We start from the raw sequence: 15,018 nt of genomic DNA, 5'->3' as shown, positions 1-15,018 counted from the left end.
GCCATACTTCAGGTCGTGACTGAAAGCGAGGCGCCGTGCTCACCTACGTCCTGAACTCGCAGGATCTGGCCGACGTCCGGTTCGCGGTGTCGCCGGTGGCGGAGATGGTGCTGTCGTTGCGGGCGCTCCGGGATCCCGGCCGCTTCCCGCTGCAGCTCGGCTGGGTTCGCACCGTACAGCCGCAGGTGGCCGCCCTGGATTGGTCCGTACTGCGGTGGCTCGTCAACGACACCATGGGCAGTCCGGACTTCCTGACGCCACGACCGACCTCGCCGCTCACTCAGCTCTCCGACGAGCTCGACCTGATCGCGACCGTCAACCCCGAAACCTTCGAGCGACAACTCGTAGCGGTCAACGGCGAGCTGCCGGAAGACCTGACCGTGGACAAGGTGGTCGAGGCACTCAGCGAGTACTGGGACGCCGTGATGGCGCCGTACTGGAGCCGCATGCGCACCCTTCTCTCCGCCGACATCAGCTACCGCGGCCACGTCGTCACCCAGCAAGGAACGGGCGCGATGCTCAACGGTCTGGGCCCGGCAATCACGTACGCCGATGGCCTGCTCAAGGTGGACCGCGTGGCCGAGCAGAGCCGCACCGAACACATCGACGGTCGGGGGCTCGTACTACAACCGACCCTCTTCGGACCGCACGCCGTCATCCCGTTCGACCCCGGCGCCGAACCGCTGCTCGGCTACCCGCCACGCGGTCAGGCCAACCTGTGGTCCGTCGTCGAGCCACCGTCGCGCCACGACCTCGCGCAATTGATCGGTACGCCGAGAGCGCACATCCTCGCGCTCCTCTCCTATCCCCGTACGACGACCGACCTGGCCGGCGAACTGAAGGTGACGCCGTCCGCGGTGAGCCAGCACCTGCAGCTACTGCGCCGTACCGGGCTCGTCGAACCGCAACGCACCGGCAAACAGGTCCTCTACCGCCCGACCGAACTCGCGGCGCTCCTGACTGGTATTGGAGAAGCACAGTGACGACCGATGTGCTGATCGTGATCGCGGCGGCAGTTGTGCAGGACGGACGGCTCCTGGTGGTGAGCAAGCAGGCCGCGCCGGACGTCTTCTATCTTCCGGGCGGGAAACCGGAGCCGGGCGAGGCGCCGCTGGAGACGTTGGCCCGGGAGATGCACGAGGAGCTGGGCGTCACGCCGTACAAACCGAAGTTCCTTGCCACCGTGGAGAACCAGGCGGCGCTCGAGAACCAATGGATGCAGATGACTGTGTACGCCGTCGAGCTGCAGCAGGTCCCGCAGCCCGCCGCGGAGCTCGCCGACCTCCGCTGGATCACTTCCGAAGACGGTCTGAACGTCGCACCGGCCGTGCGGGAGCAGGTGCTTCCGCTGTTGCGAGACGGACTCGCGTCCTAGTTGAGACGTGAGTTAGAGTCGAAACGTCCGCGGGAGCTCGCAGGGAGTGGGCTGAGAGGGTGACCGGACCGTCACCGACCGCTGAACCTGAATCGGGTAATTCCGGCGTAGGGAGGAAGCGATGGAATCCGTCTGGGTGAACGGTACGGCGGTCGACGTACCGGCCGGCAAATCCGTGGCCGAGTTGATCGCGGAGTACTCCGATCGCGCCACCGGGATCGCGGTCGCGGTGAACCAGAACGTGCTGACCAAGGCCGAATGGGCGCAGACCACCCTGCGGCCGGGCGACCGGGTCGAGATCGTCAGCGCGACGCAGGGAGGCTGACCATGGATGATCCACTGGAGCTCGGCGGGCGCACGTACACGTCGCGCCTCATCATGGGGACCGGCGGTTCGGCCAACCTGGAAGTGATGGAGGAGGCATTGATTGCCTCCGGCACCCAACTCACCACGGTCGCGATGCGCCGGCTCGGCACGGGTCACGAAGGCTCGGTGCTCGACGTGCTGAAGAAGCACAACATCGACGTACTGCCGAACACGGCCGGCTGCCACACCGCGGCCGAGGCCGTGCTGACCGCCAAGCTGGCCCGCGAGGCGCTCGGGACCGACCTGATCAAGGTCGAGGTCGTTGCCGACGACCACCTGCTGCTGCCGGACCCGTTCGAGCTGCTCGATGCCGTGGAGGCGTTGGTGGCCGACGGTTTCACGGTGTTGCCGTACACGAACGACGACCCGATCCTCGCCCGCCGCCTCGAGCAGGCCGGCTGCGCGGCCGTGATGCCGTTGGCCGCACCCATCGGTTCGGCGCTGGGGATCCGCAACCCGCACAACATCGCGCTGATCGCCGAGGCGGCGAACGTCCCGGTGATCGTGGATGCGGGCATCGGTACGGCGAGTGACGCCGCGCTGGCGATGGAACTCGGATGCGACGCGGTCATGCTCGCCACCCCGGTGACCCGTGCGGAGAAACCCGCTCTGATGGCCGCCGCGATGCGCGACGCCGTCTCGGCCGGCCGGAACGCACGCCTCGCCGGCCGGGTGCCGAAGAGATGGCAGTCGGCGCTGGCGTCGTCGCCTACAACTGGCCTGCCAACGTTTTAGCCTCGGCCGCGTCGACCGCCCGGTCCAGCAGGAGTGCGGTGAGCGACAACGTCAGGTCCTGGTTGGGTTGCAGCACCAACGGCTGCTCCCACGCGAGTGCCGGGCACGCGCCGACGTACTCCTCGGATCGCAAGAACCACGGCCAGACCTGATCCGGCTGCAGCAACAGCAGGCTGACATCGCCTTGGACGAACGCGAGCCATGGGCTACGAGACCCGAAGGCGGCATCCAGCCCTTCGCCGTCGGCACTGAGCACAGTCGTCTCCGCGGCAGGCAGTCGCCAGAAGAGACCGCCGTACGCCGCTCCCTCGCGACCGTTGGTGGCCGGGCTGTCGATCCGGATCGAGCCGTAGCGGGCGGTGAGGATGCTGCGCCAGTCGAGTCGCCAACCACCGAAGGCGAGATCGCCGGTCAGGCGGCGACGTTCGACCAGTTGCGGCCGCCCTTGCTCGTCGTACCAGGTGATGTCGTCGACGAGCTCGCGGTTGTTGACGGTGACTCCGCGGCTGCGTTGCTGGCCGTGGTTCGTGAGAAGGGTCGGGCCCTGACCGCGCACGTACGTCCGGCCGCCCCAGTGCGAGGTGCCGTTGACTTGCGCGACGGCGAGCGAGACACCGTAGTGATGCCTATGGTCGACCGGGCTGACCTCGGTCAGCGGGTGCCCGCCGAGCGTTCGGACTGGGTGCAGATAAGGACGCGGTGCGTGGACCTGCGGCATCCGCCGTCCGAACTCGTACCGCGCGAGCAACCCCGACGAGCTCCCCAGCGCAAAGATGTCCCCCTGCTGCTGCCACCCGACCTGGTCGGCTGACCCCTCGGAACGCGGCTCCTGAGGCACCGGGCCCGTACTCGCCCGCACCGCCAGCCGCAACTCCGGTACGCCGCCCACCTCGTCCGAAAGCCCCGTGATCGACGCGTGCAACCGCTGCCACGCGAGTTCACCGAGATCCTTCTGCGGCACCCGCACAGTCGTCAGCGACGGTACGGCGAAGCGCGCGAGCCCGATGTCGTCCATCCCCGTCACCGACAGATCAGCCGGTACGGCGACCCCGACCTCGTTGAGCCGCGCGAGCAGCCCGAACGCCACCAGATCGTTGAACGCGACGACCGCGGTGACCTGCGATTCGAGCACCCGCTCCACCGCGGCGTACCCGTCCTCGATCGACCGGCCACATTCGAGCCGGACGAGCTCCAGCCCCGGGATCTCCCGCTCGGCGACCGCGAGCGCCTGCAGCCGCAGGACGTTGGACGTACTCGCCGCCGGGCCGGACAGGAACGCGAGCCGCCGGTGGCCGAGACCGACCAGGTGATCGACGACGATCCGTACGGCGCGACCGTAGTCGACCACCACCGACGTCACCTCCGCCGGCCCCTGACGGTTGACCAGGATCACCGGTTGCACCTGCGGGAGGAGTTCGAGCAGCCGCTCCTCGTCGATCCGCGGCGAGACCATGATCAGTGCGTCGCAGCGCCGCCGGGCCTCGATGGCGATCGCCGCCTCGGCGTTCGGGTCCTCGTCGGTCTCGGCGACCAGCACCTTGTACCCGGCCGCCGCGGACGCGTTCGTGATGCCGCGCAGGATCTGCTGGAACAGCGGGTTGCCGAGGTCCGGGACGACCAACGCGACCATGTTCGTCCGGCCCAGCGACAGGCTGCGGGCCAGGTCGCTCGGCCGGTAGTTGAGGCGCTCCGCCGCGGCGCGCACCCGGGCGACGATCTCGGGTGCGACACTGAGGCGCCCGTTCATCACCCGGGACACGGTCGCGCGTGACACCTCCGCCGCCCGCGCGACGTCGGCAATCGTGATCGAGTCCTTCGGTGTCCGTCCCACCTCCGTATCCTCTCCCGATGGAAACCGGTTTCTCAACCCTCGGGCCACGCATGATGGACCGACACCACAACCGGAGGAACTGTGAGCGAGTTGGAGTATCCGCAGGTCGAGGGCGTTGCGCCGGGCAACGGGTACACCCAGGTGGTGACCGGAACTGGCCAACGGGTCGCGAACCTGGAGCGCTCCTTGGCATCGGTCGGCGCGGTGAAGGGTTGAGACCGAGTGCGTTGGGCGGCTACGAGGACTGGCCGGACTTCGTCCGCGACGCGTCGCCACTGACCGGTGACGAACTGACCACGAGGGTCGCCGCCCTCCTCGGCGTGCCGGAGCCTCCGCAACGACCGGCCGTGCGGACCGTCGGCGAGTGGCGCGCGGACGGCGTCCACGGGAGTGAGCTCGAGTGGTCGACCGGCTTCGGTCCGCCGACTCGCGCGTGGCTGCTGCGTCCCGCGGACGGCCCGCTCGGACCCGGTCTGCTGGGGTTGCACTGCCACGCCGGCGTGAAGTCGATCGGCGCGGAGCGGATGGTCGACACGCCTCGGCCGAGCACGAGGGCCCTCCGGGTGCGTGCGGACCTGTACGAGGACCGAGCCGTCGCGAACGAGCTCGCCCGCGCCGGTTTCGTGGTGCTGTGCCACGACACCTTTGCGTGGGGCTCCCGGCGGTTCGGCTTCGATCCACTGCCGCGGGGCTTGCGCGACCTGATGGCGGCGTACGAGGCCGCCTGGCTCGCAGCGGACCACTCACCCGATGACCACGAGTGGTACGACGTCGCGGCCGTGCACCACGAGCACACGATCGCGAAGGCGGCCGGCATCCTCGGTACGTCGTTCGCCGGGATGGTCGCGTACGACGACCTGGTCGCACTCAGTGTCTTGCGTGGAGTCGACGAAGTGGATGACGTCGGCGTCTTCGGATTCTCCGGCGGGGGTGCGAGGGCGGCGGCACTGACCGCGCTGGATCCGGGCATCCGGGCCTCGGCGGTGGTGTGCATGATGACCACCTTCGAGGCGCTCGTCCCGGCGTACGTCGACGCCCACTCCTGGTTGTTCACGACGCCCGGCTTGGCTCGGGAGCTCGACCACCCCACGCTGACCGCGGGCCGGGGCCGCCACCATCAGCTCGTCGTCTATGCCGAGGACGACGAGCTCTTCCCGTCGCGAGGCATGGTCGCCGCCGACCGCGAGCTCACCGAACTCTTCCTCGACGGTCCCGGCAGCTACACGGGCACCTTCCTCCCCGGCCCGCACCGCTTCGACCGCGAGATGCAGGATCTCGTGAAGAACTTCTTCGCGGAGCGCCTGCTCCCGGCGTAGTTCACCCACTCATGTGGTCGGATGGGGTTGAGATCGGTTGGAGGAGCATGTGAGCAAGCTGGAGTACCCGCGCGCCGTCGGAGTGGCCCCGGGCAACGGTTACAGCCACGTCGTCACCGGCCGGGGGCAGTGGGTGGCGATCTCCGGGCAGGTGGCGCTGGATCCGGACGGGCAGTTCGTCGGGATCGGGGATCCCGAGGCGCAGGCACGCCAGGTCTTCGAGAACCTGCGACGTTGCCTGTCGGCGGTCGGCGCGACGTTCGAGGACGTCGTGAAGCTGACGTACTTCGTCACCGACATCGGGTTCCTGCCGGCCATCCGTACGGTCCGCGACGAGTACATCCCGGGCACCAAGCCCGCGAGTACGGCGGTCCAGGTGGCCGCGCTGTTCAGCCCGGACGCCCTGCTCGAGATCGAGGCGTACGCGATCGTCTAACGCAGCAGGTCGACCGCTACCCGGGCGGCCTCGCCGATGGCGGCGTCGACGCGGGGCTGGCGGAAGTCGCCGCGGGCGGCGAGCGTGAGGACCGCGATCGCGAACGCCGCTCCGCCGGGCAGGGTGACCACGCCGGCCTCGTGCCGCAACGCGCCGAACGTTCCGGTCTTCCCCGCGACACGTACGCCGTCGTGCGGGAAACCGGACGCCAACCGGTGCAGGAAGATCTGCCGGTGCATCGTCGTCTTCACGAACTCGGTCTGCGACGCCGACAGCAACTCCCCCGCCCACAACCGCCGCAGCAGCAGGGTCAGGTCGCGCGCGCTCGCGGCTGACCCGTTCGCCGCCTCGTACACGCCGACCGGATCGGTCCGGTCGTTGTCCGCGAGTACGGCGAGGGCCGCGTCCGCATCGTCCGCACCCGTACGGCGCTGCAGGTCACGCAGGTTGGCCGCCGTACCGCGGCGGACCCAGGTGCGGCGCAGGCCGAACGACTCCAGGATCTCGGCCAGTCGACGCAGCCCGACGATGTCCAGCAGCGCATCGGCCGACGCGTTGTCCGACACCGTCGCCATCGACAGGGCCAGATCGCGCAGCGACACCGTCACCGGATCCGCGAACGCGGACAGCCCGGTCGGTCCGGCGGTTCGCGCCGAAGGCTCCAGCGTCACCCGCTCGCGCGGATCGAGCTCGCCCAGGTCCACCAGCCGGCAGAACCCGGCGAGCAGCGGCAACTTGTAGACCGATGCCAGCGGTACGACGACGTCCGCATCCAGCTCGACGCTCGCCTGAGGATCCTCGAGTGAGATCGCGTGCATCCAGCCGCGGACACCGGCGTCCTCGAAGATCCCACGGATCCGGGCGTTCACGATGCCAGCGCTTCCGTGAGCTGAGCCATCACGTCGTTCGGGCGGAGGAACGGCGTACGCGTCCTCGACCAGACGAGCCGGAGTCGCAACGGCAGCGGATCGTCGGCCAGTCGATGCCGCCCGACGCCTGGCGCGATCAGTGCCGGATCGGCGGTCACCACGATCGCCTGGCCGGCCGCCGCCATCGCGAGTCCGGCGCGCTCGTCGGTCACCACGACCGTCCCACCGTCAGGCCGGTGCAACGCAAACGTGTCCAGGAACAGGTCCCGCGCCGCCGGCGCTTCGGCGCGCGGCCGCACCGCGATCGGCAGCCCTTTCAACTGCCGCAATGCCACAACCTCAGTGTCGACGGTCGCGGCCGGCACCAGCGCCCAGGTCGGCAGAAGCGATACAGGTCCGGCCTCCAGGCCGTCCAGAACGGCGGGATGCAGTACGGCGGCCAACGTCAACCGGCCCGTCCCGACCTGATTGACCAGCGAACTCGTCGGCGCGGTCACCACCGTCACCCGACTGCCCGGGATCACCGAGCCGCAGGCCGCGGCCACCGCCGCACCCGCCGACGGCGGAACTTCGGGCGCCAGGCCGAGCCGGATCTCGGGTCCCTCCGGATCACGCGCGATCGCCGCCTGGTGGAGCTCCTCGATCGAGGTCAGCGCGCGCCGTGCGTACGGCAGCAGCGCGACGCCCGCGGGCGTGAGTTCGACGCGACCGGCGCCGCGTTCGAAGAGCTTCGAGCCGATCAGCGCTTCCAGGCGCCGCAGGCCCTGGGACAACGGCGGCTGGGTGATGCCGACGGCCCGCGCCGCGTCCCCGAAGTGCTGCTCCTCGGCGAGGGCGATGAAGATCTGCAGATGCCGTTCAGTGATCATGACCTGTTTGACCTGCGGTGATATCTCCAGCCAATCGGTCCATGCGCAAGAGCATATTCGACATGCCCGCGAGCCCTCGCCTTGACTGAGGTTTCAGACGACGAGAGGAAACAGCGTGAAGGTGAGTCGGAGAGGGATGCTGGCGGGCGCGGCGGCGGCCGGTGCCGCGGGTGTGGTCGGGGCGGTCGCGCTCGAGAACCACAGCGAGGCGGCAACGACGTCCACGAGCCAGGCGACGCGAGAGCCGTTGGAGCTGACCTGGTTCGGGACGCATGCGTGGCAGATCCGGTGCGGCAAGAGCGTCGTACTGACCGATCCGTGGCTGACGCGGTTCCACACCGGGACGTTCACGCCGGAGGGCGCCGACCCTAAGACGAAGCTGGTGATCAAGCCCGACGTGATCGACCGGCACCTGAGCACCGCCGACGCGATCCTGGTCCACCACGGCCACTACGACCACATGGCCGACGTACCGTACGTCGCGAAGAAGACGCGGGCCACCGTGCTCTGCACCGAGACGCACGCGAACATGCTGCGCGCGATGAAGACGCCGAACGACCTGCTGTCACCTGTCCGCGGCGGCGAGTACCTGCCGTTCGAAGGCTTCACGATCGAGGTGTTCCCGTCGCTGCACTCCTGCGGCGGCAAGCGGCACACCTACGCGTACCCGGGCTACCGGTACGAGGTCCCACCGCGCCCGCGCGTGATCGAGGACCTGGTCGAGGGCGGCACGCTCGCGTTCGTCATCACGATCGGCGGCCTGCGCATCCTCAGCCTCAGTACGGCGAACTTCGACCCGAACGCGCTGCGCGGTCTCCAGGTCGACATCGTACTGGCCGCTCCGGGCGGCGAGCCGGGCATCACCGACCGCCTGCTGCAGACGATCAAGCCGGTCCGGAAGGTGATCGCCACGCACTGGGACGACTTCGACAAGCCTCTCGACGATCCCGGCATCCCGTGGACCGACCTGACCCCGCTCCGCACGTCGGTCGAGAAGACGGGTGCCGAGTTCGTCGTCCTCGATCACCTGCAGCAACTCAACCTCTAGGCAGGAAGTCGTCCAGAACGCCCGCGATCAGATCGGCACGCTCCAGCGTCTGCATATGCGGTACGCCGGGTAGCTCGCGGAACGCAGCGCCGGGAATGCCGTCGGCAACCTGGCGCAGGACGGCAGTCGGCCCGGACACGTCCGCACTGCCGGCGACTACCAGCGCCGGCGCGGCGAAGTCTCCGAGCTTGCCCTGGGCATCGAGCTCCTTCATCGAACGCCACGCCGCTGCCCAGTCCTCGGACTTCATCGCCTGCAGACAACCCCGCGCGTAGCGCACGCCCGCGGTCTCGGCGGCGAGGGCTTCCGGAGTGAACCACCGGGACAGCGTCTCGTCGACCTGGGCCGCCATCCCGTCCACCTCGGCGCCGGCCGCGCGCCCCTCGAAGATCTCCGGGAACGCCCGGTCGGTCGTCGCCAGCAGTGACAGGGAGGCGAACCGATCGGGCGACTCGATCGCCGCGGTCTGGGCGATCGCTCCGCCGTACGACAACCCGACGACATGCGCGCTCTCCAGTCCGAGCTCGTCGAGTACGCCGATCAGGTCCGCGGCCGTGTCGCCCAACGTGAACGGGCGGGGCGATCCGGCTGCCTCGCCGTGACCTCGCAGGTCGTAAGCGAACACCCGGCGCCCGACCGCGAGTTGATCGATGATCGGTTCCCACATGTGTTTGTCGAGGCCGAGCGAGTGCAGGAGCACCACCGGCGGTCCGCTCGTACCGCGTTGCAACAGACCGGTCCGGTGATCCGCGAGAGTCAGCACGCCGACATCTTCTCCGATCGCGGGGCGATACCGGAGGCTTCTGCTCAGGGCTGAGGGCGGACGCGGTAGTGGTAGCGCGAGACAGTCTGGAAACCGAGGCTGTCGTACAGGGCGCGGGCCGGGGCGTTGGCCTCGACCACCTGGAGCCAGACGTGGTTGACGCCGACGGTCGTTGCCTTCTGCAACAAGCCGTGGATGGTCGCCTGGGCGAGACCCTGGCGGCGGTAGGCCGGATCGACGGCGAGGCAGTAGATGCCGGCCCAGTCGTCGACCAGAGCCAGGCGGCCGACGGCCTGGGCCTGCCGGCCGGACGAGATCGTGGCGTACAGCGCGCGGCCGCGGTTGAGAATCTGCCGGGCGGCGGGCTGCGCGTCGGATCCGCCGTGGCCGTCGACGACCCACCACAGGGCCATCCAGTCGTCACCGGGCGTCGAGGAAATATTCACTGCCGTCGTCGGTTCGGGCAGCTTCGCGAGCACATCTGCGACCTCGGCGCACATCACCAGCGTCGGAGTGCGAACCTCGTACCCGCGAGCCGCCAGGTACTCGTCGAGGTCGCCGGGCTGCGCCGCCGGACCCACCTGGAAGGACGGTGCGATCTGGTGCGCGGCGTACAGGTTTTCCACGTAGTCCAAGGCCCTGTCGAGGTCGAACGGCGCGCTCGCGGGCAGGACGGAGTTGGCTCGCATGGTGACGCCTGCGTTGCGGCGGACCAGCCAGCCGTCCAGCTCGGTGCTGTCCGCGGCAGGCCAGCCTTTGTTCATGAGGGCGTCGATACCAGCTGTGGCGATCACCTCGCCAAGATTAGAACCGTCCGGATCGAATTGCAACGAAGTGGATAATTATTCATCGCTTCCGGATCGTCGCGACCACGTCCGCGAGCAACTCGATGCCCTCGACAACTTCCTTCTGGGAGAGCGACCCGTACCCGAACACCAGCCCGGCGGGCCCTTCTCCCGACACCCAGTACGGCGCCAGCCCGTACACGCCGAGCCCGCGCTGCCGGGCCGCGTCACGCAGCGCGTCCTCGCCGAGGTCGGGTGGCAGCCACGTCATCACGTGCAGACCAGCCGACACCCCGACCGGCTCGAGCTCCGGCAGCCGCGCCGCCAACCGTTCGACCAGCGTGTCCCGCAGCGTCCGGTACCGCGGCCGCATCCGCCGCAGATGCCGGTCGAACTCACCCCTCGCCACGAAGTCGGCGAACGCCAGTTGGTCGAACACCGGCGACCCGCGATCGTCCATCAGCTTCGCCTGCGCCATCGGCTCGACCAGCCACGTCGGCAGGATCAGCCACCCCAGCCGCAACCCGGGCGCCAGCGTCTTGCTCGCGGTCCCGGCGTACGCGACGCGGTCGGGCGCGAGCCCCTGCATCGCGCCGATCGGCTCCCGGTCGTAGCGGTACTCCGCGTCGTAGTCGTCCTCGATCACCAGCCCGCCCCACGCGACCAGCGCGGCCCGCGTTTCCGCCGACGCCACCGCTCCGGTGGGGAACTGATGTGCAGCCGTCACGAGTACGACGTCCGCACCCGACCGCTCCAACGCGTTGACGTCGATGCCCGTCTCCAGCATCGGTACGCCGACCACCTCGAGCCCGGCCGCCTGTGCGACCTCCCGCAGGTCGTTGTCGGACGGGTCCTCGACCGCGAGCCGCCGACGTCCCTGTGCGGCCAGCACCTGCAGGAGTAGCCGTGAGCCCTGCGCGAACCCGTTGCAGATCAGCATGTTCTCCGGGCGCGCCGCCGTACCGCGGACCCGGTTGAGATAGTCGGACAGCGCCGTGCGGAGTTCGATCGTTCCGCGCCCGTCGATGTAGGCCAGGCTGCGGTACGGCGTCTCGTTGAGCACTCGCCGTACCGATCGCAGCCACGCGGCGCGGGGGAACTCGGACACGTCCGGGCGGCTGTAGCGGAAGTCGATCCGCGGGGGACCTGCGCCGGGCTTCAGAGCGGTCGCCGCCTCGGTCACGGCGATGTCGGCGACCTGCGTGTATCCGCCGGCGCGACTGATCAGGTATCCCTCGGCGACGAGCTGCTGATACGCCTCGACGACCACCCCGCGGGACAGGCCGAGGTCGTGCGCGAGGGCGCGCGTCGACGGCATCACGGTCTCGGCGCGCAGCAGTCCTGCCCGGATCCTGGTCCGGATCCCGCTCTCGAGCTGCTGGTGCAGCGGGACGCCACTGTCGCGCTGCAGCTCGACCAGGAGCTCACCGGCTCCGGAACTGGTCCTCATTCGGCTCACAGAACTGGACCTTATCGACGGACCGCTCCGCTGTCAGGGTTGTGGACAGACCAACTCATCCAGGGAGCTGAGAGCGATGACCGTGATGCTGCGCACCGGAGACGCCGGGTACGACGAGGCCCGCACCGTCTGGAACGCGATGATCGACCGCCGCCCCGCCGTGATCGCCCGCTGCGCTTCGACCGAGGACGTCGCCGAGGCGGTCCGGTTCGGGCGTGCGGCCGGTCTGGAGATCGCGGTCCGCTGCGGCGGGCACAACATCGCCGGTCTCGCGGTCCCGGACGGTGGGCTGATGATCGACCTGACGCCGATGAGCGCGGTCCACGTGGATCCTGCCGCCAAGCGGGCCTGGGTACAGGGTGGCGCGCTGCTGGGCGAACTGGACAGGGCGGCGCAGGAATACGGGCTGGCGACGACGGCCGGGAACGTGTCGCACACCGGGGTCGGCGGGCTGACGCTCGGCGGCGGGATGGGTTGGCTGGCACGGCGGTTCGGCCTGGCCTGCGACAACGTCATCTCGTACGAGGTCGTGACGGCAGACGGTGACGTCGTACGGGCGAGTGCGGACGAGAACCCCGAGCTGTTCTGGGGGTTGCGTGGCGGCGGCGGCAACTTCGGGATCGTGACGTCGTTCGAGTTCCAGCTGCACCAGGTGGGGACGCGGGCGCTGATCGTCGAGTTCAGCTACCCGGTGTCGGCGGGATTCGAGGTACTGCGGGGGTGGCGGGAGTTGAACGCCGATGCGCCGCGCGAGGCGACGTTCACCGCCAACATCACGGCCGAGTCGGTGACGGTCGGGTACGTGTGGGTCGGCGAGGGTGGGCACGAGCTGCTGCCGGCGTTCCGGGCGCTCGGGCCGGTGAGCGACGAGCTGGTCGAGGAGACGACGTACCTGAAGCTGCAGACGCGCGACGACAACGTCCAAGGACACCGTTTTCGGCGGTACTGGAAGGGTCACTACTTCAAGTCGCTGCCGGACGCGGCGATCCGGGCATTGCTGGACAACCCGGGGGTCTCGGCGAGTCTGCAGGCGTACGGCGGCGCGATCGCCGACGTCCCCACGGAAAACGCTGCATTCAGTCACCGGGACACGTTGTTCGAGTTCGTCACCGCGACACGCTGGGAGGACCCGGCCGAGGACGAGGACCGGATCGGCCGCCTGCGCGGGTACGCGGCGGCGCTGGCGCCGTACGCGAGCGGGGCCTACGTGAACACGCTGAACGACGACCCGATCCACCGGGCGTTCCCGCCCGCGACACTGGAGCGGCTGGTCGCGCTGAAAACGGCGTACGACCCGGCCAACGTGTTCCACCTGAACCAGAACATCCGGCCCGGCGAGCCGACCAGCGAGTCCGCTGCCTGACTGGTAACTGTGAGGGATGGACTTCGAGCGGGTCTTCGCCGGCGTCGCCCGGACGATCGAGGGCGCCGGCGTGGTCATCATGGCGATCGGACTCGCCGTCGTCCTGATGCGGTACTGCTACGACGTCGTCCGCAAGGGCACCGGGAGCTACCAGCAGCTGCGGGTGAATCTCGGGCGGGTGATCCTGCTAGGGCTGGAGATCCTGATCGTCGGGGACATCATCCGGACGATCATCGTCGAGACGTCGGTGCAGAGCGTGCTGGTGCTGGGACTGATCGTGGTGATCCGGACCGTGCTCAGCTTCGCGCTCGAAGTGGAGATCTCCGGATCATGGCCGTGGCAGGCCCGCCGGACCGACGCGGCATGATGGAACTGTGACGACTGAGCTGACGCCGGAACTGGCGGCGACGATCGACGAGGCGTTCGCGCGGCGCGACCGGGCGAACATGGGCCCGACGATCGCCTTCTTCGAGAAGCTGCTGACCGAGCATCCGGACAATCCGTACGTGCTGTACGAGGTCGGCGGGTCGTACGACACCGCCGGCGACGAGGAGACGGCCGTCAGGTACTACGAGCGCGCGCTGCCGGGACTGACCGGGGAGACCCGCCGCAAGTGCCTGCTGCAGTACGGCAGCACGCTGCGCAACCTCGAACGCTTCGACGAGTCGCTCGCGGTGTTCAAGGGCGCGTGCGCGGAGTTCCCCGAGTCGGACTCGCTGCGGGTCTTCAAGGCGCTGACGCTGCATGCCGCCGGGGCGAAGGACAAGGCGCTCGCGACGCTCCTGCTGGTGATCGCCGACAAGGTCGACTCCGCCGAGATCAAGCGCTACGAGGCCGCGATCCGCGGGAACGCCGACTACCTGGCGGGCCTGAGCTAGGACCTAAGGCTTGTGCGCGATGCCGCCGTAGATGGCGTCGCGGATGTCGACCGGCGGGTCCTCCTCGACGCGGCCGCCCGGAACATGCCAATCGGCCAGTCGGACGACCCCCGGATCGAGGATCTCCAGCCCGTGGAACAGGGACGAGATCTGCTCGACCGAACGGAACGCCAAGGTCGGGAAAGCATCCTTGACCTTCTCGAGGAGCTCGGTCACGAGTACGTCGACCGGACCGCCGTCACCCGGGTTGCACGCGTGCGTGATCGCCAGATAGGAGCCCGGCGGCAGCGCGTCGACGTACTGGCCGGCGATCGCCAGTGTCTCGTCGTAGTCGGCGATATGGTGCAGCATCAGCGCCATCACCAGCGCAACCGGCTGACCGTCGGCCAGCATCCCCGCGACCGCCGGGTCCGCCAGCACCTCGTCAGGCTTGGTCAGGTCCGCCGCGGTGAACTGTGTCCGGTCGTTGTCCAGCAGGAGCGCCCGTCCGTGGGCGACCACGGACGGGTCGTTGTCGATGTACAGCACCGAGGCGTCCGGACTCACCTTCTGGGCGATCTGGTGCGTGTTCTCGACGGTCGGCAGGCCGGAGCCCGCGTCGATGAACCGCCGTACGCCGCCCTCCTCGGCCAGCCAGGTGACCGCGTGGTGGAGCCAGCGGCGGTTCGCCCGCGCCCACAGAGGCGTCTCCGGCGCGATCTTCATGATCTGCCGGTACAGCTCGCGGTCGGACTCGTAGTTGTCCTTGCCGCCGAGGGCGTAGTCGTAGACGCGGGCGACGCTCGGGCGCGTGGTGTCGATCCCGCGCGCGATCAGCCCACCGTCGTACCTCGGCTGATCGGTCACACTGTCTCCTCGCGTCGGCGCTGCGACGAGCGTAACGCACGGAGAGTCAGCGTTTCACCACGGCGAGTTCGATCTGTGT

General features: G+C 69.1%; 18 protein-coding genes and 1 riboswitch. Of the genes, 11 read left to right on the top strand and 7 right to left on the bottom strand.

Annotated elements, in window-relative coordinates:
- Window positions 1-35 precede the first annotated feature (35 nt).
- The 4 genes from EV137_RS21285 to EV137_RS21270 all read left to right on the top strand — a co-directional run bounded on the left by EV137_RS21285 (window position 36) and on the right by EV137_RS21270 (window position 2,476).
- Entirely contained in the window at window positions 36-983 is a 948-nt protein-coding gene (locus EV137_RS21285) for an ArsR/SmtB family transcription factor (protein ID WP_134130466.1), read from the top strand.
- Window positions 980-1,375: an NUDIX hydrolase gene (locus EV137_RS21280; protein ID WP_202871060.1), complete on the top strand. Its 396-nt coding sequence runs from the start codon at window positions 980-982 to the stop codon at window positions 1,373-1,375. The genes EV137_RS21285 and EV137_RS21280 overlap by 4 nt, the downstream gene beginning before the upstream one ends.
- A 19-nt stretch (window positions 1,376-1,394) precedes the next feature.
- Window positions 1,395-1,506, top strand: a riboswitch (TPP riboswitch).
- On the top strand, window positions 1,497-1,700 hold the full coding sequence (gene thiS / locus EV137_RS21275; RefSeq protein WP_134002947.1) for a sulfur carrier protein ThiS: 204 nt from the start codon (window positions 1,497-1,499) through the stop codon (window positions 1,698-1,700). It overlaps the preceding riboswitch by 10 nt.
- 2 nt (window positions 1,701-1,702) lie before the next feature.
- Complete coding sequence (locus tag EV137_RS21270; protein WP_131345372.1) at window positions 1,703-2,476, top strand: thiazole synthase; 774 nt, start codon at window positions 1,703-1,705, stop codon at window positions 2,474-2,476.
- Here the strand turns inward: EV137_RS21270 and EV137_RS21265 are convergent.
- Entirely contained in the window at window positions 2,451-4,307 is a 1,857-nt protein-coding gene (locus EV137_RS21265) for a DUF6807 family protein (RefSeq protein ID WP_202871059.1), read from the bottom strand. The two genes, EV137_RS21270 and EV137_RS21265, sit on opposite strands and share 26 nt — an antisense overlap.
- A gap of 81 nt (window positions 4,308-4,388) precedes the next feature.
- Between EV137_RS21265 and EV137_RS41785 the strand changes: the two genes are divergently transcribed.
- From EV137_RS41785 to EV137_RS21255, 3 genes are read left to right on the top strand one after another with little or no spacing between them, the layout of a single operon-like run.
- Window positions 4,389-4,523 (top strand): hypothetical protein, encoded by a 135-nt coding sequence (locus EV137_RS41785; RefSeq protein WP_255517818.1) that lies wholly within the window; start codon window positions 4,389-4,391, stop codon window positions 4,521-4,523.
- A complete protein-coding gene (locus EV137_RS21260; RefSeq protein WP_134130465.1) occupies window positions 4,520-5,623 on the top strand; it encodes an acetylesterase in 1,104 nt (367 codons plus the stop codon). The genes EV137_RS41785 and EV137_RS21260 overlap by 4 nt, the downstream gene beginning before the upstream one ends.
- A gap of 49 nt (window positions 5,624-5,672) precedes the next feature.
- The gene (locus tag EV137_RS21255) at window positions 5,673-6,059 is read left to right on the top strand and encodes a RidA family protein (RefSeq protein WP_134002943.1); all 387 of its coding nucleotides are present in this window, start codon (window positions 5,673-5,675) and stop codon (window positions 6,057-6,059) included.
- Here the strand turns inward: EV137_RS21255 and EV137_RS21250 are convergent.
- Complete coding sequence (locus tag EV137_RS21250; protein WP_134130464.1) at window positions 6,056-6,928, bottom strand: serine hydrolase; 873 nt, start codon at window positions 6,926-6,928, stop codon at window positions 6,056-6,058. The two genes, EV137_RS21255 and EV137_RS21250, sit on opposite strands and share 4 nt — an antisense overlap.
- On the bottom strand, window positions 6,925-7,797 hold the full coding sequence (locus EV137_RS21245; protein ID WP_134130463.1) for a LysR family transcriptional regulator: 873 nt from the start codon (window positions 7,795-7,797) through the stop codon (window positions 6,925-6,927). The genes EV137_RS21250 and EV137_RS21245 overlap by 4 nt, the downstream gene beginning before the upstream one ends.
- A 115-nt stretch (window positions 7,798-7,912) precedes the next feature.
- On the opposite strand from EV137_RS21245, the gene EV137_RS21240 reads away from it, so the two are divergent.
- A complete protein-coding gene (locus EV137_RS21240) occupies window positions 7,913-8,845 on the top strand; it encodes an MBL fold metallo-hydrolase (protein WP_238175465.1) in 933 nt (310 codons plus the stop codon).
- Here the strand turns inward: EV137_RS21240 and EV137_RS21235 are convergent.
- The 3 genes from EV137_RS21235 to pdxR are packed head-to-tail and all read right to left on the bottom strand — an operon-like array spanning window position 8,835 to window position 11,843.
- Window positions 8,835-9,608: an alpha/beta fold hydrolase gene (locus EV137_RS21235; RefSeq protein WP_134130462.1), complete on the bottom strand. Its 774-nt coding sequence runs from the start codon at window positions 9,606-9,608 to the stop codon at window positions 8,835-8,837. The two genes, EV137_RS21240 and EV137_RS21235, sit on opposite strands and share 11 nt — an antisense overlap.
- Before the next feature lie 44 nt (window positions 9,609-9,652).
- Entirely contained in the window at window positions 9,653-10,402 is a 750-nt protein-coding gene (locus tag EV137_RS21230; protein ID WP_134130461.1) for a GNAT family N-acetyltransferase, read from the bottom strand.
- A 52-nt stretch (window positions 10,403-10,454) separates the two neighbouring features.
- Window positions 10,455-11,843, bottom strand: a complete 1,389-nt coding sequence (pdxR, locus tag EV137_RS21225; RefSeq protein ID WP_238175464.1) for a MocR-like pyridoxine biosynthesis transcription factor PdxR — start codon at window positions 11,841-11,843, stop codon at window positions 10,455-10,457.
- 85 nt (window positions 11,844-11,928) lie between these two features.
- Here pdxR and EV137_RS21220 point away from each other — a divergent pair, with 85 nt between their 5' ends.
- From EV137_RS21220 to EV137_RS21210, 3 genes are read left to right on the top strand one after another with little or no spacing between them, the layout of a single operon-like run.
- Window positions 11,929-13,215 (top strand): FAD-binding oxidoreductase, encoded by a 1,287-nt coding sequence (locus tag EV137_RS21220; protein ID WP_134130459.1) that lies wholly within the window; start codon window positions 11,929-11,931, stop codon window positions 13,213-13,215.
- Between the two features lie 16 nt (window positions 13,216-13,231).
- A complete protein-coding gene (locus EV137_RS21215; protein ID WP_134002929.1) occupies window positions 13,232-13,582 on the top strand; it encodes a DUF1622 domain-containing protein in 351 nt (116 codons plus the stop codon).
- 7 nt (window positions 13,583-13,589) lie between these two features.
- A complete protein-coding gene (locus EV137_RS21210; RefSeq protein ID WP_238157154.1) occupies window positions 13,590-14,093 on the top strand; it encodes a tetratricopeptide repeat protein in 504 nt (167 codons plus the stop codon).
- Between the two features lie 3 nt (window positions 14,094-14,096).
- On the opposite strand, the gene EV137_RS21205 is transcribed toward EV137_RS21210, so the two are convergent.
- Complete coding sequence (locus EV137_RS21205) at window positions 14,097-14,939, bottom strand: SAM-dependent methyltransferase (protein ID WP_134130458.1); 843 nt, start codon at window positions 14,937-14,939, stop codon at window positions 14,097-14,099.
- Window positions 14,940-15,018 lie beyond the last annotated feature (79 nt).

The sequence above is a fragment of the Kribbella pratensis genome (assembly GCF_004366075.1).
Taxonomy (GTDB): domain Bacteria; phylum Actinomycetota; class Actinomycetes; order Propionibacteriales; family Kribbellaceae; genus Kribbella; species Kribbella pratensis.
This window is presented reverse-complemented; position numbering and strand designations above follow the sequence as displayed.

Coding starts and splice junctions, on each gene's coding strand:
- thiS (WP_134002947.1), top strand. CDS start 1,497: ATGGAATCCGTCTGGGTGAACGGTACGGCGGTCGACGTACCGGCCGGC.
- EV137_RS21270 (WP_131345372.1), top strand. CDS start 1,703: ATGGATGATCCACTGGAGCTCGGCGGGCGCACGTACACGTCGCGCCTC.
- EV137_RS21245 (WP_134130463.1), bottom strand. CDS start 7,797: ATGATCACTGAACGGCATCTGCAGATCTTCATCGCCCTCGCCGAGGAG.
- pdxR (WP_238175464.1), bottom strand. CDS start 11,843: ATGAGGACCAGTTCCGGAGCCGGTGAGCTCCTGGTCGAGCTGCAGCGC.
- EV137_RS21220 (WP_134130459.1), top strand. CDS start 11,929: ATGACCGTGATGCTGCGCACCGGAGACGCCGGGTACGACGAGGCCCGC.
- EV137_RS21215 (WP_134002929.1), top strand. CDS start 13,232: ATGGACTTCGAGCGGGTCTTCGCCGGCGTCGCCCGGACGATCGAGGGC.